The following is a 23,732-nucleotide window of genomic DNA, read 5'->3' as shown; positions in this document are numbered from 1 at the left end:
TGTGGCGGAAGGTGTGCTAGGTTGATCCCATGATCGACCGCATCCTGCGCCACGCCGACATCCTGCCACCCGGCACAGCGATCCACATGACCCGCGCGGCGCTGACGCCCACGCGGCCACGCGCGTTGCACGGCCACGATTTCGTAGAGCTGTTCTGGGTACAGAACGGTCGCGTGCGCCACCACCTGCGCGGCGGCACCGCCACGCTGACCGAAGGGACGCTCGTGCTGCTGCGCCCCGGTCTAACCCATGCGCTGCAAGGCCGTGGCGACGCGGCGCTGGTCGTGTCATTGGCGCTGCATCCCGATCTGGTAGCCAGCCTCGACGCGCGGCTGCCGCCGGTCGCGTTCTGGCAGGCGCAGGACGGCCCTGCCGTGATCCGTCGCGACATCCGCCAGATGGCCGACCTGAACGCCGCAGCACGCCGTCTGGAACACAGCCGCCGTGACGCGCTGGCGGCCGAGGCGTTCATCCTGCCACTGCTGTCGGACCTGTCGCATCACGACACCGGGCTGCCGCCCGACGCCCCCGGATGGCTGACCGCCGCCTGTGCAGCTGCGCAGACGCCAGAGGTTTACCGCGACGGCGCGGCGGGCCTCGTCGCGCAGACGGGGCAGACCCACCCGCATGTGTCGCGCAGCCTGCGCCGCTGGCTGGGGCAGACGCCCACAGACTACGTCAACACCATCCGCATGACGCAGGCCGCCCGCGCCCTGACCACCGACAACGACCCCCTAGCCGTGGTGGCCGAGGGTGTGGGCCTTGCCAACCTGTCCCATTTCCACAAGCTGTTCCGCGCCCATCACGGCATGACGCCCCTGCAGTACCGCCAGCAGTTCCAACGTGACGTGGTGCAACCCGGCCTGCCGGAGCCCACCGATTAATTGACCGATTGGTCAAATTCTGCCACAAGACCGCCATTCCGCGCGCTAGGAGATCCGCCCATGACACCATCATCCGCCGCCAAAGGCGCCACGTCGGATCACCTGCCCCGCAATCCGGGGATGCCGCTGGACATGGATTGGGTGATGCGCGCGCAGGCCAACACGTCGGCCATCGAACGGCGGGTGGCCAGCCTGCCGGGGCGGCGCAGCGTCAAGAAGGATCATCAGGCGGCATGGCTGTGCAAGGCGGTCAGCCTGATCGACCTGACCACCCTGTCGGGAGACGACAGTGCCGGTCGCGTGCGCCGCTTGTGCGCCAAGGCCCGCCAGCCCGCGGAACCTGCGCTGCTGGAGGCACTGGGCATGACCGGGCTGACCACGGCGGCGGTCTGCGTCTATCACGACATGGTGGCCACCGCCGTGGATGCGTTGCAGGGCACCGGCATCCCCGTCGCCGCGGTGTCGACCGGCTTTCCCGCCGGTCTGTCGCCGTTCCACCTGCGCATCGCCGAGATTGGCGAGAGTGTGGCCGCAGGCGCCGCCGAGATCGACATCGTCATCAGCCGCCGCCACGTGCTGACCGGCGACTGGCAGGCGCTGTATGACGAGATGGCCGCGATGCGGGCCGCCTGCGGCGACGCGCATGTGAAGGCGATCCTCGCCACTGGCGAACTCGGCACGCTGCGTAACGTGGCGCGTGCCAGCCTCGTGTGCATGATGGCGGGCGCGGATTTCATCAAGACCTCGACCGGCAAGGAGGGCGTCAACGCCACCCTGCCCGTGACCCTGACCATGCTGCGCGCGATCCGCGACTATCATGACCGCACCGGTGTGCACGTCGGCTACAAGCCCGCAGGCGGCATCGCCAAGGCGAAGGATGCGCTGGTCTATCTGTCGCTGATCAAGGACGAGCTGGGGAACCGCTGGTTGCAGCCGGACCTGTTCCGCTTTGGTGCATCAAGCCTGCTGGGCGACATCGAACGGCAGCTCGAGCATCACGTGACCGGCAACTATTCCGCGGGCTGGCGCCACGCGATCGGCTGACGTCGATGATGGAAGATAGGTATTTTCGGCAAGATGATGATGACACCAGCGCGTGAGGCGAGGCTATGACCGTCAAGGAGATCTTCGAGACCATGGACTATGGCCCCGCCTCGGAAAGCAGCAAGGAGGCGCTGGCGTGGTTGGCGGCCAAGGGTGACTTCGGTCATTTCATCGGCGGTGCATGGACCGCCCCCGGCACGCTGTTCGCGGTGATGAACCCCGCGACCGATGCGCTTCTGGCGCAGGTGACGCAAGGCACGCAGGCCGACGTCGATGCCGCCGTGAAGGCCGCGCGCAAGGCGCAGCCCGCCTGGGCCAGGGACGGCCATGCGCGGGCCCGCGTCCTTTATGCGCTGGCGCGGCTGTTGCAGAAACAGTCGCGGTTGTTCGCGGTGCTCGAAACGCTGGACAACGGCAAGCCGATCCGGGAATCCCGCGACATCGACGTCCCGCAGGCAATCCGGCATTTCTACTATCACGCCGGCATGGCGCAGCTGATGGACGCGGAACTGGCCGACCGGCAGGCGCTGGGCGTCTGCGGTCAGGTGATCCCGTGGAATTTCCCGCTGCTGATGCTGGCGTGGAAGGTGGCCCCGGCGCTGGCGATGGGCAATACCGTGGTGCTGAAGCCCGCTGAATGGACGCCGCTGACGGCTCTGCTGTTCGCAGACATCTGCGGGCAGGCAGGCGTGCCGCCGGGGGTCGTGAACATCGTGACCGGCGACGGCACGGTGGGCGAGATGATCGTGACCGCCGACGTGGACAAGGTCGCCTTCACGGGCTCGACCACCGTCGGCCGGCGCATCCGCGAACTGACTGCCGGCAGCGGCAAGGCGCTCAGCCTCGAGCTGGGTGGCAAGGGTGCCTACATCGTGTTCGAGGATGCGGACATCGACAGCGCCGTCGAGGGTATCGTGGATGCGATCTGGTTCAATCAGGGGCAGGTCTGCTGCGCCGGGTCCCGCCTGCTGGTGCAGGAAGGGATCGCGGAGGCCTTCTATGCCAAGCTGCGTGCGCGCATGGACGGGCTACGCATCGGCGATCCGCTGGACAAGTGCATCGACATGGGCGCCATCGTGCATCCACGTCAGCGCGCCCGCATCGCCGACCTGCTTGCGGCTCATCCGGAGGGTGAATCCCACCAAACGCGAGCGCCTGACGGCTGCTATTTCCCGCCCACCCTCATCACCGGGCTGTCCGCTGCATCGCCGCTGATGCAACAGGAAATCTTCGGACCGGTGCTCGTCGCCACGACCTTCCGCACGCCGCACGAGGCGGTCGAGATCGCCAATTCCACCCGCTACGGCCTTGCCGCCTCGGTCTGGTCGGAAAACATCAACGTGGCCCTCGACGTGGCCCCGCAACTGGTTGCGGGCATCGTCTGGGTGAACGGCACCAACATGATGGACGCCGCCGCCGGGTTCGGCGGCGTGCGCGAAAGCGGCTTCGGCCGCGAAGGCGGCTGGGAAGGGCTTGCGGGCTACACCCGCCCCCGCGCCACGACGCCCGCCGCGAAACCCGTCGCTGCGTTCACAGGCGATGGCGGGGCCGGCGGCCTCGACCGGACGGCGAAGCTCTATGTCGGGGGCAAGCAGGCGCGGCCCGATGGTGGCTACTCCCGCGCGGTCCACGGGCCGAAGGGTGCGCTGCTGGGCCATGTCGGCCTTGCGAACCGCAAGGATCTGCGCAACGCGGTCGAGGCGTGCAATGCCGCGAAGGGCTGGGGCAAGACCACCGGCCACGCCCGCGCGCAGATCCTGTATTACATCGCCGAGAATCTATCCGCACGCGCCGATGAAATGGCCGCCCGCCTGACGGCCATGACCGGCACCGATGGGACGGCAGAGGTCGCATCCAGCATCAGCCGTCTTTTCAGCGCCGCCGCGTGGGCCGACAAGTACGACGGCCAGATCCACACCGTGCCGATCCGTGGCGTGGCGCTGGCGATGAAGGAACCCGTGGGCACCATCGGCATCCTGTGCCCGGATCAAGGACCGCTTCTCGGCCTCGTCAGCGTGATGGCGCCCGCCATCGCGATGGGCAACCGCGTGGTGCTGGCTGCGTCGCAGGCGTTCCCGCTGGCCGCGACGGACCTGTACCAGATCCTCGACACTTCCGATCTGCCGGGCGGTGTGGTGAACATCCTGACCGGCGATCATGCTGATCTGGCCGAACCGATGGCCCGCCACATGGACATCGATGCGGTCTGGTCGCTGGGCGACCCCGCCCTGACTGCCACGGTCGAAAAAGCTGCCGCAGGCAATCTGAAGCGGACGTGGTGTGGCAGCCTCGACTGGGCGCAGGACAATACCAAGGCCGTGCTGGCGCAGGCGACCGAGGTGAAGAACGTCTGGGTGCCCTACGGCGCCTGACCTTCTTCTGGTCTAAAATATCCCGGGGGGCGGCGCAGCCGGGGGGCTGGCCCCCCTTCGACGCTCGCGTCAGATGTGGTCGCCGGGGCCCTTGCCGCCGAACCACCGCCGCATGCGGGCGCGGCGCGCATCCATGCGCGCCTCGGCCAGATCCATACGGTCGCCGACCGCATCCAGCGTCGGATCGAACAGCCGCTCGCGCAATCTGACCCACGCGCTGCGGCCCAGGACGAAGGTGAGAAGGGCAAACACGAAGAAGGCGATGTTGAACCACGGCCAGATCACCGCATCGGGCCCGGCCACGGGTCGAATCGAGACGGCATTGGGATAGATCGACGCCAGATTGATCCGCCAGCCGTAATGCGTAATCGCATACCAGCCGTCGCTGCGGGCGGCGGCGGCTGCCTCGGCCTGCAGGTCGGCGCTGTCGAACTTGAAATAGGGCGGCCAGATCCAGCCGGTGTCCTCGTTGCGATAGACCATCGTCTCGGTCGTGTCGCGTTGGACGAACCCCAGCAGCCATGTCTGCTGCTTTTGCGTGCTGATCAGGCGCAGGTCGCGGCTGGCCTGCGCGGCGCTGCCCGCATCGCCGCGTGCATAGAAGAACTGGTTGATCGGCCCCAGATCGGTGCGGATCACCTCGGTCGACGTGACCCGCACGACATCGTGCTGCGGCAGGGCGTAATGCAGCACCAACCCGAACAGGATCAGCGGCAAGGCCCTGAACACGAACGCCAGAAATCGCATCACACCACCGCCATCATATCGACCGGTGGGGACAGCCCCACCCTGCTTCAGAAATTGCTTGCCAGTTGCGACAGGTCGGGTGCGCGATCGCTGGCGACCGCTTCCGAGTTCAGCAACTCGTCTGCGCTGATGATCGTCGGAGGCAGCTCGACGCCGCGATTGTAGTTTTCCGGATCGACCCGCAGCGATTCGACCTCCGAGCGGATGTTGATGGTCATCGGCAGATCGACGTTGTTGAACAGGTGGATGATATCCTGGTTGAACAGACGGATGCAGCCGGCAGACCCGGAATTGCCGATGCTCGGCAGATCGTTGGTGCCGTGGACACGGTAGTAGGTGTCGCGCCCGTTGCGGTGGATATAGAGCGCGCGTGCACCAAGCGGGCTGCGCAGGCCACCGGGCACGCCGTTCCGGAAACCGCCGTACACCTCCGGCTCGGTCCGCAGCATGTTCGCCGTCGGTGTCCAGCCCGGCCATGCCCGCTTGTCTTGGATGGTGGCCAGACCCGACAGGGTCCGCCCCTGCCGTCCGACACCGACGGGATACCGCGTCGCGGTTCCGTCAAGCTTCACGTGGTAGAGGAACTTGGCGTAGGGATCGACGTCGATGGACCCCGGAGGCGCTTCGCCCGTGTAGATGCCTTCCATCCGGCGGTTGATGCCCTGCGTAAACTGCAACGGGATCGCCGGCAGGTCGTAGCCGGCATCGCGCAGCGGTGCGTATTCGGGCAACCAGTCGGGTGCGACCGCCACCGGCGCGCTTTCCGGAACCTGCGGTGCGCAAGCGGCGGCCGACGTGGCAAGCAGAAGCGCACCGAACGACCGGCGCGTCAGATGGCCCGACGGGGCAAGAGAGGGAGTGGCAGGCATGTTCATCGGGCAGCACCATTCAAGAGTCATTGGCTACCTAGCAGCCTGACCGGAAATGACAATGCACGGGCCCGTCAGCAAGGCCGCGCACGTCCTGCCACGACCCTTGTGTTGCAGCGGTGCCCCCCTTGTGGCGCCGACCATCTTCCGCCTTCTCCCGACCTTTGTTCCGCCGCAACCCGCGTTCTACACTATCGCAAATGGTACCCCGAGCGGGTGCACCGCACACCGCGATGGGGAGAGACCATGAACCTGGTAGGGCTGATGAACCGTCTGTTGCGCTACGCGGCGCGACGCGGCCTGCGGGATGCACGACTGCTCATTCCATCCGAGAGCCTGCAGACCGATGATCCGCACGTGCCCGTGCGACAGGACGACGGATCGCTGCAACTCCATCTCTTCAGTGCGAACTTCGACGATCGCGCCGCCGCCGATGCCTTCTGCGCCGCGCCGCCGGGGACGGATCAGCCCAGCCGCCTGACACGGGAACTCGACGGCGCATTCATCGACGAAAGCGAGGTGGAGGTCATCCACGGCGACATTCTGGCACGCCTGCAGGAATTTCTGCCCCCGTCCGAGGCGGACGACATCCTGTTGCGCCTTGCCGGCGACGACACGCTGATCGTAGTGACCGAGAATGCCTTTCACGGCCTGTCCTACACCTTGGACGATACGGCGACGCTGACCTATCTCGGGCCCGTGACCGTCGCAGTATGACCGATGGCCCACTGATCACTGCCGTGCCCGGACTGATCGTCGGACACGCCCATGATGCGGCGCTGAAATCCGGCGTCACCGTGCTGACCGCCGATGCCCCCTTTGTCTGCGGCGTGCATGTGATGGGTGGCGCACCGGGCACGCGCGAAACCGACCTGCTGGCCCCCGACCGAATGGTCGACCGTGTCGATGCGCTCGTGCTTGCGGGCGGATCGGCCTTCGGCCTCGATGCGGCGTCCGGCGTCGCCGATGCCTTGCGCCTGCGGGGGCGCGGGTTCGCGGTGGGCGACCAACGCGTGCCGATCGTGCCGTCGGCGATCCTGTTCGACCTGCTCAACGGCGGCGACAAGGGGTGGACCGCCAACCCCTACGCCGCACTCGGTCGTGCGGCACTTGCTGCCGCGACCACCACCCCAACCGAAGGCAGCGTCGGCGCGGGATACGGGGCGACGACCGCGACCCTCAAGGGCGGCCTCGGCCATGCCGCCCTGCACCTGCCCGGCGGCGTCGTAGTTGCCGCCATGGTCGCCATCAATGCGCTGGGGTCGGCCACAGTCGGCGACGGGCCGCATTTCTGGGCCGCACCGTGGGAGGAGGATGGCGAGTATGGCGGTCACGGCACCGCCAGCGCCTATCCCACAAGCCGCCCCCCGATGAAGGGCGGCGCACACAACACCACCCTCGGCATCGTCGCCACCAACGCGCGTCTGTCCAAGGCTGACTGCACCCGTCTTGCCACCGCAGCCCACGACGGCTTTGCCCGGGCGCTGGTGCCCAGCCATACGCCCTTCGACGGCGACCTGATCTTCGCGCTGTCGCATGGCGATGCGGTCTGTGACGACCTTGCCTGGCTCGGCCACGCCGCGGCCACCTGCATGGCCCGCGCCATCGCCCGTGGCGTCTATCACGCGACGCCCGATCCGACCGACCTGCTGCCGACCTATCGCAGCCGTCACGGCTAGGCGCCCCGGCCCTTGTTCACGTTACTGGTATCCCCGGGCGGCGTCGGTTGGTTCGCCACTGGTCCGAGGACCGGCCGGCGGCGCCACGCCCACCGGTCCACGCATTGCGCGGATCAGTCGGCCCCGACGACCGCGCCGGTCAGATCCGAACCGGCATCCTCCAGCCCCGCGATGATATCGAAATGATGGCGCCCGGGGCGCACGACGACGGGGCAGCCCCACGCCTCGCCCAGCCACCGCGCCTGATCGAGGAACGCTGGCCGTTCCGCACCGCCGACCCAGACTGTGACGGGCACGTCCGGCACTGATTGATACAGCGGGCTTTCCGCACGCGCGGCTGCCGCATCCAGCCCGAAATCAGCGTTCATGCTGGTCCGCAGGAACGGCTCCAAGTCCGACAACGGCGAAATCGGCACCACGCCCGTCACCCGCCCCAGCCACGCGCCCGCGACCGCAGGGTCCAGCATCCGCGCCACCAGATGCCCGCCAGCCGAATGCCCCGTCAGTCGCAGCGGGCCGGGACAGCGGTCCGCGATCACGCCTGTCGCCGCCGCGATCTGCTGCGTGATCTGCGGGATGCCCACGTCCGGGCACAGGTCGTAATCCACCACAGCCACACGCCAGCCGCGCGCCAGCGGACCCGCCGCCAGATGGGTCCACAGATCCTTGTCCGTGCTGCGCCAATAGCCGCCATGCACGAAAATCACCGTACCGCGTGTTGCACCCTGCGGCGCGAACAGGTCATAGACTTCGCGCGCGCGATCCCCATACCGTTCGTTCAGCGCCCCCGGCACCGCCGCCCGGAACGCGGCCGCCTTTGTCCGCCACATCGGTGCAAAGCCGTCGGCCCCGGGAATATGCGGCCCGTTCGCATAGGCATCGTCCAGATCCATCCGGTTTCCCTTTCACACACCCGCCATATATACCGCCCCAGACTTAGCCCCGAACACCGGAGATCGCCATGCTCGACCAGACCACGGACCTTGCCAGCCAGCTCTCTCGCCCCGACCTGCTGTGCCAACAGGCCTATGTCGGCGGCAAATGGGTCGACGCGGCGTCGGGCAAGACCATCGACGTGGTGAACCCGGCACGCGGCGACGTGATCGCCACCGTCCCGGACCTGAGCCGCGCGGAGATCCGCGACGCCATCGCCGTGGCCGACACCACCCGCAAGGCGTGGGCCGCGCAGACCGGCAAGGCGCGCGCGCAGGTCATGCGCAAATGGTTCGACCTGATGATGCAGCATCAGGAGGATCTGGCGATCATCATGACCGCCGAGCAGGGCAAGCCCCTGACCGAAAGCCGTGGCGAGGTTGCCTATGGTGCCAGCTTCATCGAATGGTTCGGCGAAGAGGCCAAGCGCGTCTATGGCGAGACGATCCCCGGCCACGGCCCGGACAAGCGCATCATGGTCATCAAGCAGCCCATCGGCGTCGCCGCGGCCATCACGCCGTGGAACTTTCCCAACGCCATGATCGCCCGCAAGGTGGCACCCGCGCTGGCCGTCGGCTGCGGCTTCGTCGCGCGGCCTGCGTCACTGACGCCGCTGTCGGCGCTTGCCATGGGCAAGCTGGCGGAAGAGGCCGGCGTGCCCCCCGGCGTGTTCTCGGTCGTCACCTCGTCGTCTGCATCGGAGGCAGGCAAGGAGTTCTGCGAGAACCCGGTCGTGCGCAAGCTGACCTTCACCGGCAGCACCGAGGTCGGTCGCATCCTGCTGCGGCAAGCCGCCGATCAGGTGATGAAATGCAGCATGGAACTGGGCGGCAACGCACCCTTCATCGTGTTCGACGACGCCGACATCGACGCGGCGGTCGAAGGGGCCATCGCCTGCAAGTTCCGCAACAACGGCCAGACCTGCGTGTGCGCAAACCGCATCTATGTGCAGAAGGGCGTCTACGACGCCTTCGCCGCCAAACTGAAGGTCGCGGTCGAAAAGCTGACCGTAGGCGACGGCCTGACCGCAGGCACCGACCTTGGCCCGCTGATCGAACCCGCGGCGATGGACAAGGTGCGCGATCATTTGTCCGACGCCCTGTCCAAGGGTGCCAAGTTGCTCTCGGGCGGCGAGGCGCACGCGCTGGGCGGGCAGTTCTTTCAGCCCACCATCGTCACCGGTGCCACGCAGGACATGAAGGTGGCGAAAGAGGAAACCTTCGGTCCCTTCGCGCCGCTCTTCATGTTCGAGGATGAGGACGAGGTGATCGCGATGGCGAACGACACGATCTTCGGTCTCGCCGCCTACTTCTATGCCAGCGACCTCAAGCGGGTCTACAAGGTGCAGGAGGCGCTGGAATACGGCATCGTCGGCGTGAACACGGGATTGATCAGCACCGAGGTCGCCCCCTTCGGCGGCGTCAAGCAATCCGGTCTGGGCCGCGAAGGCAGCCACCACGGCATCGACGACTATACCGAGATGAAATACATCTGCACCAGCGTCTGACGCCATACGACAGGGCGACAACCGGTCCGTATCCGCCAGCGGTGCGGGCGGTGTTGCCGTTGCGGCATTGCAACAGCCTATGTCGGATGACATAGAGGACACCGCCGACATCATCGGCACTTGGAACGGAACCCATGCGCGCGTCACATCACCCGTTGGAACCCGAACGCCTGCAGACGCTGGCGGATTACGCCGCGCCGGACGCTGCGGCGGAGTCGGACTTCGACGACATCGCCGCCCTTGCGGCCAGCATCTGCGAGACGCGCTTTGCCCTCGTGACGCTGATCGACGAGACGCAGCAGCGGTTCCTCGCGTCCGAAGGGACGGCGCTGACGTCCAACGCGCGCGATCTGGCGATCTGCGCCCATGCCCTGCTGCAGAACGACCTGCTGGAAATTCCCGACACCCATCTGGATGACCGCACCGCCGACAACGAGGTGGTCGTGATCGGCCTCGGCGTGCGGTTCTATGCGGGCGTCCAGTTGCGCGCGCCCAACGGCATGCCCATCGGCACCCTGTGCGTGCTCGACGACAAGCCGCGCACCCTGAACGAGCTGCAGCGCCAGACCCTGCGCACGCTGGCCCGTCAGGTGATGACGCAGCTCGAATTGCGCCGCACCCTGCGCAATCAGGACATCCTGCGCGGCGAAATGGATCACAGGGTCAAGAACTCGCTCCAAACCGTGCAGTCGGTCCTGCGGCTCTATGCCAGCAAGATCAAGGATCCCGACGCGCTGACCGCCTTTGCCGCGATCGAACGGCGGGTGACGGCGATCGTGGCGCTGCACAAGGAACTGCACCAGTCCAGCAGCATCGCGCAGGTGAACATGAAACCCTTCATGGGCGGGGTGCTGCAGCATCTGGCTGCGACCTGCCCGGACCACATCAAGGTGCGCACCGACATCGCGGCCTTCGAACTCGCGTCACCAGAGGCGACGGCGCTGGCCGTGGTCGCTTCCGAATGCGTGGCGAACGCGATCAAGCACGCCTTTCCCGATGACCGCCCCGGCGAGATCACGGTGTCGCTCGCCTATACTCCGCTGGGCGAAGTGCAGATGGTCTGCCGTGACAACGGCATCGGCACGGCACACGCTGGTGCGGCCCGCGATCCGCTCACCAGCCTCGGCCTGCGGATCATGGATGCCTCGGCCCAGCAGATCGGTGCGCAGGTCGAACGCGACAGCACGCCGGACGGCTACGTGGTGACGATGACGTTCAAACCCCTGCAACCGGGGATGATCTAGGTCGGATCCGTCAGATCCGCCGTCGGGATCAGGGCAAAGAACGCACCGCCGGACCGCACACCGAACCAGTCCGCGCCGTCCACCCCTGCCGTCTCGCCCATCTCGACTAGGCGGTAGAACGTCTTGCGGTCGATCAGCGCCTCCAGCCGGTCGCGGACCAGCACATAGGGCGATGGCTCACCGGTGGCATCGTCCGTGCTGACGCGGATCGGATGATCCGGCCCGGCCGTCACAGTGTCGCCGACGTTCGTCGCGAACACTAGACCGTCGCCCTGTTGCGTCACATCGACGGCAACGAAGGGCGCGTCATCGACGACGATGTCCACCTTCTCGACGGGCGTCACCAGCACATAGCCGTTGCCGTCGCGCCGAAGGATGGTCGAGAACAGCCGCACCATCGCGGGCCGGTTGATCGGCGACCCTTCGTGATACCACGTGCCGTCCCGTGCGATCCGCATGTGGCTGTCGCCGCAATGGGGCGGATTCCAGTCATGCACCGGCGGCAATCCGCGCGCCCCGTCGCCGGGCGTTACATCCGCCAGTCCCGCCGGACCGGGGGTCACGTTCTTTTGTGGGTCGCGTGCTTTTGCCATTGGGGCCAATCGGAATAAATGCTGCTATACGGCAAACCTAGTGTTGCAGGAGGCCTTGTCATGTCCGACCCTACCGATCTGGTGCAAGAGATCGAGGCCCTCGCCCACAAGCTGGGACAGGCCCGCACGTCCATCGCCAGCCGTTTCCTCGGTCAGGACCGTGTCGTCGACCTGACACTGACCGCGCTGATCTGCGGCGGCCATGCGGTGCTGATCGGCCTCCCCGGTCTGGGCAAGACGCGCCTCGTGGACACGCTGTCTACCGTGATGGGCCTGCAGGGCAACCGAATCCAGTTCACGCCGGACCTGATGCCCGCCGACATTCTGGGATCCGAAGTGCTTGACAGCCTCGCGGACGGCACCCGCGCATTTCGCTTCCTCGAAGGCCCGATCTTCTGCCAGCTCCTGATGGCGGACGAGATCAACCGCGCCTCACCCCGCACGCAGTCCGCATTGCTGCAGGCGATGCAGGAAAAGGAAGTGACCATCGCGGGCCAGCACCGCCCCTTGGGTCGCCCGTTCCACGTGCTGGCAACGCAGAACCCGATCGAGCAGGAAGGCACCTATCCCCTGCCCGAGGCGCAGCTCGACCGTTTCCTCGTGCAGATCGACGTGCCCTATCCCGACCGCGCGACGGAACGCGACATCCTGATCGCCACCACCGGCGCGGTCGAGGCGCAGGCAACCCCCGTCTTCACCACCGACGAACTCCTTGCGGCGCAGACCCTGCTGCGCCGGATGCCCGTGGGCGACGGCATCGTCGAGATGATCCTCGATCTGGTGCGCGCCTGCCGTCCTGATGCGGATGCGCCGGCCAGCATCCGCAACGCCGTCAGCTGGGGGCCCGGCCCCCGTGCCGCACAGGCCCTGATGCTCTGCGTGCGTGCGCAGGCCCTGTTGGAAGGGCGTCTCGCCCCCACCCCCGACGACGTGCGCACCATGGCCGGTCCGGTGCTGAAGCACCGCATGGCCCTGTCCTTTGCCGCCCGCGCGCGGGGCGAGGATCTGGATGCGATCATCGACGGGCTGGCCGCCGACATCACGCGGACGACCCGCGCCGCATGACCGACCCCCTCGCCCTGCGGGCCGCCGCCGAACGGCAGGCCAGCACGCTGCCGCCCCTGCTGGCGGCAGCGACGCATCTGGCCAGCACCGTCATCCTCGGCGATCACGGACGCAGGCGGGCGGGGACCGGCGACACCTTCTGGCAATACCGCCCAGCGCAGGTGACGGACCACGCCCGCAGCATCGACTGGCGGCGTTCGGCCCGGTCGGATGCCAACTTCGTGCAGGACAAGGAATGGCAGATCGCACAGTCTGTCGCGCTCTGGATCGACCGGGGCGCCTCGATGCGCTTCGCCTCCTCCGACAAGCTGCCGCAAAAGGCGACCGTCGCCCGCACCCTCGCGCTCGCCTGCGCCATCCTGCTGATCCGGGGCGGAGAGCGTGTGGGCCTGACAGGAACCGACCTGCCGCCACGTCGCGGCACCGCGCAGATCGGCCAGATGGCGACCCTGCTTGCCGCCGACGACGACGCCGACTATGCGCCCCCCGACACCCGCGGGCTGCTGCCGCAATCCCGCGCGGTCTTCATCTCCGACTTCCTCGGTGACATCGCCCCCGTCGAACATGCGCTGACCCGCGCCGCGGATGCCGGGATCGGCGGCGCGTTGGTGCAGATCCTCGACCCGCAGGAAGAGGCGTTTCCCTTCGATGGGCGCACCGTGTTCGAATCCATGACAGGTGCCCTTCGGCACGAGACGCTGAAGGCGGGCGACCTGCGCCAGCGCTATCTCGACCGCCTCGCCGCCCGCAAGGACCGCCTGACCACGCTGGCCCGCACCACCGGCTGGCAGTTCAGCACGCACCACACCGACGCACCCGCCACGGTGGCGCTACTCTGGCTCTACCAATCGCTCGCCCAACCGGCATGACGACCGACCCCAGGTCCCCCGTTCTTCTGGTTGAAAATATCCCGGGGGTCGCCGTTGTTGCGCCATTGGTCCAAGTGACAATGGCGACGGCAGCGCCCCGAGACTTTGCCCACATGACAAGGCCCGCCTGATGTTCACCCTCGGCCCCCTCGCCTTCATGGCCCCGGCCCTTCTGCTGGGCCTGATCGCCCTGCCGGTCCTGTGGATCCTGTTGCGCGCCGTCCCGCCCGCACCGGTCCGTCGCCGCTTTCCGGGTGTGGCGCTGCTGTTGGGCCTGACGGATGCCGAAAGCCAGTCGGACCGCACGCCGTGGTGGCTGCTGCTGTTGCGGCTGGCCGCCGTCGCCGCCGTCATCATCGGCTTCGCCGGTCCCGTGCTGAACCCGCAGGCGGCGCGTCCGGGCACCGGCCCACTCCTCATCATCGCCGACGGCACATGGGCCGACGCCCGCGATTGGGAGGCGCGTATCGACCGCATCGACGCCCTGCTGATCGAGGCCGCCCGCACCGACAGGTCCACCGCCGTCGTCACCCTGACCGATCCGCCCGTGGACGGCCCGCAGTTCCAGCCAGCGACCGCCACCGCACAGGGTCTGCCCAACCTGATCCATGCCGCTTGGGAACCCGACGCCGCCCAGCTTGAAGCCTTCGCCGACACGTTGACGGGCGATTTCGACACCCTCTGGCTGTCGGACGGCCTCGCCCGCGACAGTCGTGCCCCCCTGCTGGCAGCGCTGGAAGCGCGCGGCACGGTGACCGTGTTCCAGACCCCGCGCAGCACGCTCGCCCTGCGTCCCGCCCGGTTCGAGGAGGGCAACATCCTGCTGTCCGCCGCCCGCACGCCCACCGGGTCTGCGCTGAGTGTACCGGTGCAGGCCATCGGCCTCGACCCAAGCGGGGCGGAGCGGGTGCTGGCCTCCGTCGATCTGGCGTTTGCGGCAGGCGACGCAGTGGCAGAGGTCGCACTGTCGCTGCCGCCGGAATTGCGCAACCGCGTCAGCCGCTTTGCCATCGCCGCGACCCTGTCCGCCGGGGCGATCAGCCTGACCGACGATGCCCTCCGGCGGCGCGAAGTCGCCCTGATCGCCGGTGGCGGCGATGCCGAGGGCCTCGACCTGCTGTCGCCGCTCTATTACCTGCGCGAGGCGCTGGCCCCGACCGCCGACCTGATCGACGGCACGATCGCCGATGTGCTGCTGGCCAACCCCGACGTGATCGTGCTGGCCGACGTCGCCACATTGTCGGAGGCCGAAACCGAGGGCGTCCTGTCTTGGGTCGAAGGCGGCGGGTTGCTGTTGCGCTTTGCCGGGCCACGGCTGGCCGCGTCCGACACCGGGCGCATGGCCGAGGATCCGCTGCTGCCCGTGCGCCTGCGTGCCGGTGGCCGCAGCGTCGGCGGCACGCTCAGCTGGGGCGAGCCGAAGGCGCTGGCGCCCTTCGCCGATACGTCGCCGTTCTTTGGACTGATCGTGCCGGACGATGTCACCGTCAGCAGTCAGGTCGTGGCCCAACCGGACCCGACGCTGGCCGAAAGGTCCATCGCGGAACTGGCCGACGGCACGCCGCTGGTCACGCGCCGGATCATCGGTCAGGGGCAGGTCGTGCTGATGCACGTCACCGCCAATGCCGAATGGTCCACTCTGCCGCTGTCGGGTCTGTTCGTGCAGATGCTGGAACGCCTGGCCGTGTCGTCGCGCACCGCCACCACCGAAGAGACTGCGCTGGACGGCACCACATGGCTGCCGCAGGCGCAACTCGACGCCTTCGGCACCTTGACCGACGCCACGTCGGAAGCCGGGATCGCCGGCGAGGTGCTGGCGGCGGGCACGATCGGCCCGGACCTGCCACCCGGCCTCTATGCCAGCGAGGACGCCAGCATCGCGGTGAACGTGGCCGGACCCGACACGGTGCTGACGACCGCACAGTGGCCAGCCGGCATCACCGTCGAAGGCGTGGAAACGGCGGCGGAGACGCCGTTGAAGGGCTGGCTGTTGACCGCCGCCCTCGCGCTGCTGGCCATCGACGTGCTGGCCTCGCTCGCCGTAGGGGGCCGGTTGCGCGGGCCGCGCGCCGACGTGGCGGCGGCACTGCTGGTGGCCCTGCTGCTGGGCCTGTCGCCGCAGCCGGTCGCGGCGCAGACCGGGTCGCCTGCCGCCGATGATTTTGCCCTCGCCGCGACCAGTGCCGTCGTGCTGGCCTATGTCGCCACCGGCGAAGCCGCCACCGACGAGGTGTCCGAGGCGGGCCTGCGCGGTCTGTCCGACGTGCTGTTCCGGCGCACCGCGATCGAACCCGCAGCCCCGATGGGGATCGACCTCGATACGGACGAGCTCGCATTCTTTCCCTTCATCTATTGGCCCGTGGTCGCGAACGCGCCCCTGCCCAGCCGAGAGGCCTATGCCAAGCTGAACCGCTACCTCGCATCCGGCGGCATGATCCTGTTCGACACGCGCGACGCGGACACCGCACGGTTCGGGTCCGGCAGCCCGGAAGGGCGGCAGTTGCAGGCCATCGCCCGCACGCTGGACATTCCGCCGCTGGAACCGATCCCGCAGGACCATGTCCTGACGCGGACCTTCTATCTCTTGCAGGACTTTCCGGGTCGCACCGACAGCCGCGACGTGTGGGTCGAAGCCTCTGCCGTCGATGCGGAGCAGGCCGACGGGATGCCGTTCCGCAACCTCAACGACGGTGTGACGCCGGTGGTGATCGGCGGCAACGACTGGGCCCGCGCCTGGGCCACGGGACAGAACGGCGCGCCGCTGTTCCCCGTGGGTCGCGGTCAGGCCGGCGAGATCCAGCGCGAGTATGCTTACCGCTTTGGCGTGAACCTGATCATGCATGTGCTGACCGGCAACTACAAATCCGATCAGGTCCATGTGCCGGACCTGCTGGAAAGGCTGGGACAATGATCGGCTGGTGTGGGTGGGGTGATCTTCGTCTGCCTCTAAGGCGCATACACGCTGTCGCGTGTATCGCCGAGGCGGGGATATTTTTGACCAGAAGAAACCGGAAGGGCACCGCATGACCGGAACTCTGATCCTTGATCCGCTACTCCCATGGGTCGCCATCGCGATCGTCGGCGCGCTGACGCTGCTGGGTGTGGCGCTGGCCGTCTGGCGGCGACTGCCGGGGTGGTGGCTGCGCGGGCTTGCGGGTGCGGCGCTTCTGGCGGCCCTGCTGAACCCCGCCGTCCAGACCGAAGACCGCGAGGCATTGTCGGACATCGTCGTGCTGGTGGTGGACGAATCGTCCAGCCAGGGGATCGGCACGCGTCCGGCCCAGACCGAAGCGGCGATCGCCAACGTCACCGCCGAGGTGGCGGCGCTGGACAACACCGAGTTGCGCGTCGTGACCCTTGGCGATGGCGAGGGTGACAGCGGCACCCAACTGATGACCGGCCTGTCCGAGGCGCTGGCCGAAGAGCCGCAGGGCCGCATCGCTGGTGTCATCCTGCTGACCGATGGCCGTCTGCACGATCTGGAACGCACCCCGTCCCTGCCAGCCCCCCTACATGCGCTGCTGACAGGCCAGCCCGAGGATTGGGACCGCCGGCTGGTGGTCACGAACGCCCCCGCCTTCGCCATTCTGGGAGAGCCGGTGTCGCTGACGCTGCGGATCGAGGATCAGGGGGCCGCCCCCACCGACGCCGCCTTCGTACCGCTGACCATCAGCATCGACGGCGGCGAACCCCTGCCGTTCGAGGTGCCCATCGGGCAGGACATCGAACTGCCCGTCGATCTGCCGCATGGCGGCATGAACGTCCTGCAATTCACCACGCCTGCCGTCGACGGCGAGCTGACCCCCCGCAACAATGCCGCCGTCGTGCAGATCAACGGCGTCCGCGACCGCCTGCGCGTCCTGCTGGTGAGCGGGGAGCCGCATGCGGGCGAGCGCACATGGCGCAATCTGCTGAAGGCGGATGCCGCCGTTGATCTGGTGCACTTCACCATCCTGCGCCCGCCCGAAAAGCAGGACGGCGTGCCCGTGGACGAACTCTCGCTCATCGCGTTTCCGACGCGCGAGTTGTTCATGGAGAAGATCGAGGATTTCGACCTGATCATCTTCGACCGCTATCGCAGGCGTGGTATTCTGCCCGAGGCATATCTGGAGAATACCGCCAACTACGTCCGCAACGGCGGGGCCGTGCTGGTGTCGTCGGGGCCGGAATATGGCAGCGCCGACAGCATCTTCCGTTCGCCGCTGGAAGCGGTGCTGCCGGCTGCCCCCACTGCACGGGTGTTCGATGGCGGCTTCGTGCCGCAGATCAGCGATCTGGGCGAACGGCATCCGGTGACGACCGGCCTCGCCGATCTGTCGCCACCGGCCGCGGAAGGCGACGGTCCCGGCTGGGGCCGCTGGTTCCGGCTGATCGACACCACCGTCACCGACACCGCAGAGGTGCTTATGACCGGGTACGACGACCGCCCCCTTTTGGTGCTGGACCGCGTGGGCGAAGGCCGCGTGGCGCTGCTGACCTCGGATCAGAGCTGGCTCTGGGATCGCGGTTACGAGGGCGGCGGCCCGCAGGCGGAATTGTTGCGCCGTCTGGCCCACTGGATGATGAAGGAGCCGGAGCTGGAGGAGGAGGCCCTATGGGTCGAACCCGCCGGCCAGACCATGCGCATCATCCGCCGCACGCTGGAAGACGAGAGCGCCGACGTGACCGTGACCGGCCCCGACGGGTCCGAGGTCATCCTTCCGTTGGAGGAGGTCAGCCCCGGCCGGTTCGAAACAGTGTACGACGCACCCGAGGTGGGGCTCTATCGTCTGACCGACGGCACGCTGGACAGCGTGATCGCCCTCGGGCCATCGGCCCCGCGCGAGTTCGAGCAGACCATCGCCAGTGCAGAGGTGTTGCAACCTGTGATCGATGCCACAAATGGCGGCGTTGCCAGCGTATCGGACGGCGACATCGACCTGCGGGCGGTGCGCGAAGGGCGGCCCGCCGCCGGGCGCGGCTGGCTGGGCGTGACGCCGCGCGACGCCTATCGCACGGCATCCATCAGCGTGGCGCCGGTCCTGCCCGCGTGGGCGTTCCTGCTGATAGCAGGCCTGCTGACCGTAGGCGCGTGGCTGCGCGAAGGGCGCGGCGCGCGGCGCTAGACGATATCGCCCAGCAGGATGCGGCGGGGGACGGACCGGAACTCCCGGCTCCAGATTGTCCAGCCGACCGTCAGCGCGGACAGGATCATGGCATAGGGGCTGATCAGCCACGCCAGCGCGCCGAGCGCGAAATACATCGCCCGCAGGCCGCGGTTGAAGTTCATCGCGGCCCGCACGTTCAACTCGCCCGCCTGCGCCGCAAGGGGGTAGGCTGTGGGGTCGCCGGGATCGTCCGGCACGCTGGCCATGACGACCGAGCAATACCCGAACACGCGGTTGGACCAGACGAATTTCAGGAACGACACGACGGTAAACAGCAGGACGAGAGACAGTTTGGCCTGCCAGATCAGGATCGGCGTGTCGGTTTGCAGGATCTCTGCCGCGACGCCGGACAGGGGGGCGGGATTGGCCATCAGCGCCAGCACGCCACCGATGGCAAAGATGCTCGTCGAGGCGAAGAAGGCGGTCCCCTGCCGCAGACTGCTGACGATCTGACTGTCGAAGATGCGCGGATTGCGCGTCACAAAAACGGTCATCCAGTCGCGCCGCCGCTGCGCCATCAGCACCGTGACCGATGGCCGCGCCGACGTCGGATGCTCAATCACCCAGCCCAGCCCGATCCACAGGCCCAGCATCAGCGCCAGCGCGATCAGGTCGGCGGTGCCCAGCGTCGCAAAGTGGTCCATCGGTGTCATGCCTCAGGTGTAACACGCTGCAGGCCGCTTGCCATATACCCGGATCGGTTATCTTATCGCCGAGAGGTCTTGGGAGGGACGCCGATGCAGATGCCGATACCCGACGCCCGTGTTCTGGCACTGAAGGCCGATCTGGCCGCGCGTCTGCGCAGCGTGATGCCTGCGGATGCCGTCATCGCGGACCCGAGCGAGACGCGGGCCTATGAATGCGACGGGTTGTCCGCCTATCGCTGTCCGCCGCTTTTGGCGGTGCTGCCATCCACCACGCAAGAGGTGTCTGACGTCCTGCGCATCTGCCATGCGATGGGCGTGCCCGTGGTGCCGCGTGGGTCCGGCACGTCGCTGGCGGGCGGTGCGATGCCCACGGCGGATTGCGTGATCCTTGGCGTCGCGCGTCTGAACGCGGTGCTGGAGGTGGATTACGCCGACCGCATCATCCGGGTGCAGTCGGGCCGCACGAACCTGAGCGTCACGGGCGCGGTGGAGGCGGAGGGTTTCTTCTACGCCCCCGACCCGTCGAGCCAGCTCGCCTGTGCCATCGCGGGCAACATCGCGATGAACAGCGGCGGGGCGCACTGCCTGAAATACGGCGTCACGACGAACAACCTGCTGGGCGTCACTATGGTCCTGATGGACGGCACGGTGATCGAGGTCGGCGGCGCGCATCTGGATGCGCCGGGCCTCGACCTGCTCGGGGTGATCTGCGGGTCGGAAGGGCAGTTGGGCGTCGTGACGGAAGCGACCTTGCGCATCCTGCGCAAACCCGAAGGCGCACGACCCGTGATGATCGGCTTCGACGACAATGCCGTGGCGGGCGCCTGCGTGTCTGACATCATCCGCGCGGGTGTGCTGCCCGTCGCGATCGAGTTCATGGACCGCCCCTGCATCCGCGCCTGCGAGGCGTTCGCCAAGGCGGGATATCCCGATTGCGAGGCGTTGCTGATCATCGAGGTCGAAGGGTCGGAGGCCGAGATCACGCATCAGTTGTCGCTGATCGCCGCCATCGCCGCGCGCCATGACCCGGTCGAGGTGCGCGAGGCACGCGACGCCGATCAGGCCGCGCGCATCTGGCTGGGGCGCAAGTCGGCCTTTGGCGCGATGGGGCAGATCAACGACTACATGTGCCTTGATGGCACGATCCCGGTGACGGAACTGCCGCATGTGCTGGACCGCATCCGGCAGATGTCGGCGGAATACGGTTTGGACGTGGCGAACGTGTTCCACGCAGGCGACGGCAACATGCATCCGCTGATCCTCTATAACGCCAACACCCCCGGCGAATTGGAGAAGTGCGAGGCGCTGGGGGCCGCGATCCTGACGCTGTGCGTCGAGGTCGGCGGCTGCCTGACCGGAGAGCATGGCGTGGGCATCGAAAAGCGCGATCTGATGCATGTGCAGTTCAATACCGCCGATCTGGCAGCGCAGATGGCGGTCAAGGACGTGTTCGATCCGGGATGGCTGTTAAACCCGGCCAAGGTGTTCCCGCTGGATGTCAGCGAGGAACGGCGGCGTGGCGGGGGCCAGCCCGCGCCGGCTGGTCCTCGGACCAGTGGCGAACCAACCGGCGCCCTCCGGGATACTTCCGACCAGAAGAAGGGGCTGGCCGCCGCATGACACCTGCGTCGGAGGATGAACTTGCCGAAGTCATCGGGGGCGCGCAGGGGCCGTTTGCGGTGCGTGGCGGCGGCACGCGTGGCGTGTCCTGCGATGGCATTGCCCTTTCGACGGTGGGGCTGTCGGGCATCACACTCTACGAGCCCGGCGCGCTGACGCTGGTGGTGCGGGCGGGCACGCCGCTGGCCGAGGTGGAGCGACTGTTGGCGGCGGAAGGGCAGCGGTTAGCGTTCGAGCCTTGTGACATGCGGCGGTTGCTGGGAACTTGCGGAGCGTCGACCATCGGCGGTGTCGTGGCGACCAACGCCAGCGGGCCGCGACGCATTCAGGTGGGGGCCTGCCGCGATCATCTGTTGGGCGTGCGGTTCGTCGACGGCATGGGGCAGGTCGTCAAGAACGGAGGCCGCGTGATGAAGAATGTCACCGGCTACGATCTGGTCAAGCTGATGGCGGGCGCGCATGGCACGCTGGGCGTGCTGACCGAGGTCAGCCTGAAGGTGCTGCCGCGCCCGGAAGCGGTTGCGACGCTGGTGCTGGACGAGCCCGATGCGGCACGCGCAGCAACTGCGATGGCGGCGGCGCTGGGATCCCCCTTCGACGTGACGGGGGCGGCGTGGGTCGCGGGCCGTGTGCTGATCCGGCTGGAAGGGTTCGCCGCATCGGTCGATGACCGCGCGGCACGGCTGGGGGCCGCCTTGGGCGCGGACCGGGCGGAGGTGGACTGGGACGCGGTGCGCGACGCGCATGTCTTCGCGGACCGACCCGGCGACGTGTGGCGCGTGTCGGTCAGACCATCGGCGCTGGCAGCGACGGTGGGCGCCCTGCAGGCAGGCGGCGCTGTCGAAGTGGCGGCGGATTGGGGCGGCGGGCTGATCTGGGTGTTGTGCGCCGCGGACCGCGACCTGCGGCGCGATCTGGCGCAGGGGCATGCGACGCGGGTGCGGGGGGCTGCGCTGCCGGACGTGCCGCGCTTCCAACCGGAAGCGGCACAGATCGCCGCGATCAGCGCGGGCCTGCGACAGCGGTTCGACCCGCGCGGCATCCTGAACCAAGGGGTCATGGGCTGATGCAGACGACGTTCACGGCCGACCAGTTGCGCGATCCTGACACCGCGCACAGCAACAGGATCCTGCGGGCCTGCGTGCATTGCGGGTTCTGCACCGCGACCTGTCCGACCTATCAGGTGCTGGGCGACGAGCTCGACAGTCCGCGGGGTCGCATCTACCTGATCAAGGACATGCTGGAGAATGCCCGCGTGCCGGACGCCAGGACGGTGCTGCACGTGGACCGCTGCCTATCGTGTCTGGCCTGCATGACGACCTGTCCATCCGGCGTGAACTACATGCACCTTGTCGATCACGCGCGGACCTATATCGCGCAGAACTATCGCCGACCGTTGGGCGAGCGGGCATTGCGCTGGCTGCTGGCGCGGGTGCTGCCCCATCCGGGGCGGTTCCGGCTGGCGCTGCTGGGGGCAAAGGTCGCCCGACCCTTCGCGCGCTTGATTCCCGACCCCCGATTGCAGGCGATGATCCGCATGGCACCGAAGGTCATTCTTCCGGTCAGTCGCAACGACGCGCCGCAGACGTTTCCCGTGGCGGCCCCCAAGATGCGCGTCGCGCTGATGACCGGCTGCGCCCAGCGCGCATTGAACACCGACATCAACGACGCCACGATCCGCCTGCTGACCCGCCTGGGGGCCGAGGTCGTCATTCCCGCAGGCCAAGGCTGCTGCGGCGCGCTGACCCACCACATGGGAGAGACGGCGCAGGCCCATGCCAGTGCCGCGCGCAACATCCGCGCATGGTGCACGCAGATGGATGCGGGGGGGCTCGATGCCATCGTCATCAACACATCTGGCTGCGGCACGACGGTCAAGGATTACGGCCACATGTTCCGCGACACCGATCTGGCGGCGGATGCGGCGCGGGTGTCCGCCATCGCCCGCGACGTCACGGAGGTGCTGTCGGACCTGATGCCGGATGGCTGCCCGCACATCGACCTGAACGTGGCACAGGGCGGCATCGCCGGCACGCAGGCGCTGCGCCTGCCGTCGGAACCTGCGGCCATAGGCACGGGGCTGCGCGTCGCCTATCACGCCGCCTGTTCGTTGCAGCACGGACAGCGGGTCAAGGCGGCACCCAAGGATCTGTTGAAGCGCGCGGGGTTCACCGTGCTGGAACCCGCCGACAGCCACCTGTGCTGCGGATCGGCCGGCACCTACAACCTGATGCAGCCCGTCATTTCGGGTCAGTTGAAGGCGCGCAAGGTGGCGACGCTGACCGCCTTGCGGCCACAGGTGATCGCTGCGGGCAACATCGGCTGCATGATGCAGATCGGCGATGCGGCGGGGGTGCCCGTCGTCCATACGGTCGAACTGCTGGACTGGGCGACCGGCGGGCCACAGCCACCCGCCTTTTCGCGCGACATCGCCACGCCCCCCGTGCCGCGCCTGCGCACCCCTGCCATAGAGATGCCGTAGTCGCCCGTCAGACGCGGGCTGCGACGCAAC

At 67.9% G+C, this 23,732-nt stretch carries 18 protein-coding genes and 1 pseudogene; 14 read left to right on the top strand and 5 right to left on the bottom strand.

Going from position 1 to position 23,732, the window contains the following annotated elements; translation table 11 throughout:
• Positions 1-29 precede the first annotated feature (29 nt).
• The 3 genes from BMX16_RS07380 (at position 30) to BMX16_RS07370 (ending at position 4,300) form a co-directional block, all read left to right on the top strand.
• Complete coding sequence (locus tag BMX16_RS07380) at positions 30-884, top strand: helix-turn-helix transcriptional regulator (protein ID WP_177174601.1); 855 nt, start codon at positions 30-32, stop codon at positions 882-884.
• Between the two features lie 60 nt (positions 885-944).
• Positions 945-1,928 carry a deoxyribose-phosphate aldolase gene (deoC, locus tag BMX16_RS07375; RefSeq protein ID WP_089901035.1) on the top strand — a complete coding sequence of 328 codons (984 nt, stop codon included), beginning with the start codon at positions 945-947 and terminating at the stop codon, positions 1,926-1,928.
• Between the two features lie 65 nt (positions 1,929-1,993).
• A complete protein-coding gene (locus tag BMX16_RS07370; RefSeq protein WP_089901032.1) occupies positions 1,994-4,300 on the top strand; it encodes an aldehyde dehydrogenase family protein in 2,307 nt (768 codons plus the stop codon).
• 69 nt (positions 4,301-4,369) lie between these two features.
• Here BMX16_RS07370 and BMX16_RS07365 read toward each other — a convergent pair whose 3' ends face one another.
• Positions 4,370-5,047, bottom strand: coding sequence for a DUF1523 family protein (locus BMX16_RS07365; RefSeq protein WP_089901029.1), 678 nt, complete (start codon positions 5,045-5,047; stop codon positions 4,370-4,372).
• A 47-nt stretch (positions 5,048-5,094) separates the two neighbouring features.
• Positions 5,095-5,922, bottom strand: coding sequence for a L,D-transpeptidase (locus BMX16_RS07360; RefSeq protein ID WP_245731410.1), 828 nt, complete (start codon positions 5,920-5,922; stop codon positions 5,095-5,097).
• Positions 5,923-6,162: 240 nt separating this feature from the next.
• On the opposite strand from BMX16_RS07360, the gene BMX16_RS07355 reads away from it, so the two are divergent.
• Both BMX16_RS07355 and BMX16_RS07350 read left to right on the top strand, forming a co-directional pair.
• The gene (locus BMX16_RS07355; RefSeq protein WP_089901026.1) at positions 6,163-6,633 is read left to right on the top strand and encodes a hypothetical protein; all 471 of its coding nucleotides are present in this window, start codon (positions 6,163-6,165) and stop codon (positions 6,631-6,633) included.
• The gene (locus BMX16_RS07350; protein WP_089901023.1) at positions 6,630-7,595 is read left to right on the top strand and encodes a P1 family peptidase; all 966 of its coding nucleotides are present in this window, start codon (positions 6,630-6,632) and stop codon (positions 7,593-7,595) included. Before BMX16_RS07355 ends, BMX16_RS07350 begins: the two co-directional genes overlap by 4 nt.
• A gap of 113 nt (positions 7,596-7,708) precedes the next feature.
• Here the strand turns inward: BMX16_RS07350 and BMX16_RS07345 are convergent, their stop codons facing one another.
• Complete coding sequence (locus BMX16_RS07345; protein ID WP_089901020.1) at positions 7,709-8,488, bottom strand: alpha/beta hydrolase; 780 nt, start codon at positions 8,486-8,488, stop codon at positions 7,709-7,711.
• A 68-nt stretch (positions 8,489-8,556) separates the two neighbouring features.
• Here BMX16_RS07345 and BMX16_RS07340 point away from each other — a divergent pair, with 68 nt between their 5' ends.
• Entirely contained in the window at positions 8,557-10,035 is a 1,479-nt protein-coding gene (locus BMX16_RS07340) for an NAD-dependent succinate-semialdehyde dehydrogenase (RefSeq protein ID WP_089901017.1), read from the top strand.
• A 134-nt stretch (positions 10,036-10,169) separates the two neighbouring features.
• Entirely contained in the window at positions 10,170-11,279 is a 1,110-nt protein-coding gene (locus tag BMX16_RS07335) for a sensor histidine kinase (protein WP_089901014.1), read from the top strand.
• On the opposite strand, the gene BMX16_RS07330 is transcribed toward BMX16_RS07335, so the two are convergent.
• Positions 11,276-11,872 carry a DUF1285 domain-containing protein gene (locus BMX16_RS07330; protein ID WP_089901011.1) on the bottom strand — a complete coding sequence of 199 codons (597 nt, stop codon included), beginning with the start codon at positions 11,870-11,872 and terminating at the stop codon, positions 11,276-11,278. The two genes, BMX16_RS07335 and BMX16_RS07330, sit on opposite strands and share 4 nt — an antisense overlap.
• Before the next feature lie 60 nt (positions 11,873-11,932).
• On the opposite strand from BMX16_RS07330, the gene BMX16_RS07325 reads away from it, so the two are divergent.
• From BMX16_RS07325 to BMX16_RS07310, 4 genes are all read left to right on the top strand, one after another.
• On the top strand, positions 11,933-12,937 hold the full coding sequence (locus BMX16_RS07325) for an AAA family ATPase (protein ID WP_089901008.1): 1,005 nt from the start codon (positions 11,933-11,935) through the stop codon (positions 12,935-12,937).
• Positions 12,934-13,806, top strand: a complete 873-nt coding sequence (locus BMX16_RS07320; protein WP_089901006.1) for a DUF58 domain-containing protein — start codon at positions 12,934-12,936, stop codon at positions 13,804-13,806. Before BMX16_RS07325 ends, BMX16_RS07320 begins: the two co-directional genes overlap by 4 nt.
• A gap of 130 nt (positions 13,807-13,936) precedes the next feature.
• The gene (locus BMX16_RS07315) at positions 13,937-16,717 is read left to right on the top strand and encodes a DUF4159 domain-containing protein (protein ID WP_089901003.1); all 2,781 of its coding nucleotides are present in this window, start codon (positions 13,937-13,939) and stop codon (positions 16,715-16,717) included.
• Between the two features lie 112 nt (positions 16,718-16,829).
• On the top strand, positions 16,830-18,911 hold the full coding sequence (locus BMX16_RS07310; protein ID WP_089901000.1) for a hypothetical protein: 2,082 nt from the start codon (positions 16,830-16,832) through the stop codon (positions 18,909-18,911).
• Here the strand turns inward: BMX16_RS07310 and BMX16_RS07305 are convergent.
• A complete protein-coding gene (locus BMX16_RS07305; RefSeq protein WP_342707813.1) occupies positions 18,908-19,597 on the bottom strand; it encodes a DUF599 domain-containing protein in 690 nt (229 codons plus the stop codon). The genes BMX16_RS07310 and BMX16_RS07305 overlap by 4 nt on opposite strands.
• A gap of 93 nt (positions 19,598-19,690) precedes the next feature.
• Between BMX16_RS07305 and BMX16_RS07300 the strand changes: the two are divergent.
• The 3 genes and pseudogenes from BMX16_RS07300 to glcF form a co-directional block, all read left to right on the top strand.
• A pseudogene (locus tag BMX16_RS07300) lies at positions 19,691-21,115 on the top strand (FAD-linked oxidase C-terminal domain-containing protein); the annotation flags it as partial.
• A 101-nt stretch (positions 21,116-21,216) separates the two neighbouring features.
• Positions 21,217-22,287 carry an FAD-binding protein gene (locus BMX16_RS07295; RefSeq protein WP_089900991.1) on the top strand — a complete coding sequence of 357 codons (1,071 nt, stop codon included), beginning with the start codon at positions 21,217-21,219 and terminating at the stop codon, positions 22,285-22,287.
• Positions 22,287-23,702 (top strand): glycolate oxidase subunit GlcF, encoded by a 1,416-nt coding sequence (gene glcF / locus BMX16_RS07290; RefSeq protein WP_089900988.1) that lies wholly within the window; start codon positions 22,287-22,289, stop codon positions 23,700-23,702. The genes BMX16_RS07295 and glcF overlap by 1 nt, the downstream gene beginning before the upstream one ends.
• Positions 23,703-23,732: the final 30 nt, after the last annotated feature.

It is taken from the genome of Loktanella fryxellensis (genome assembly GCF_900110065.1).
Classification (GTDB): domain Bacteria; phylum Pseudomonadota; class Alphaproteobacteria; order Rhodobacterales; family Rhodobacteraceae; genus Loktanella; species Loktanella fryxellensis.
The sequence above is the reverse complement of the archived record's forward strand: the minus strand, read 5'-3'. Positions and strand labels throughout refer to the sequence as shown.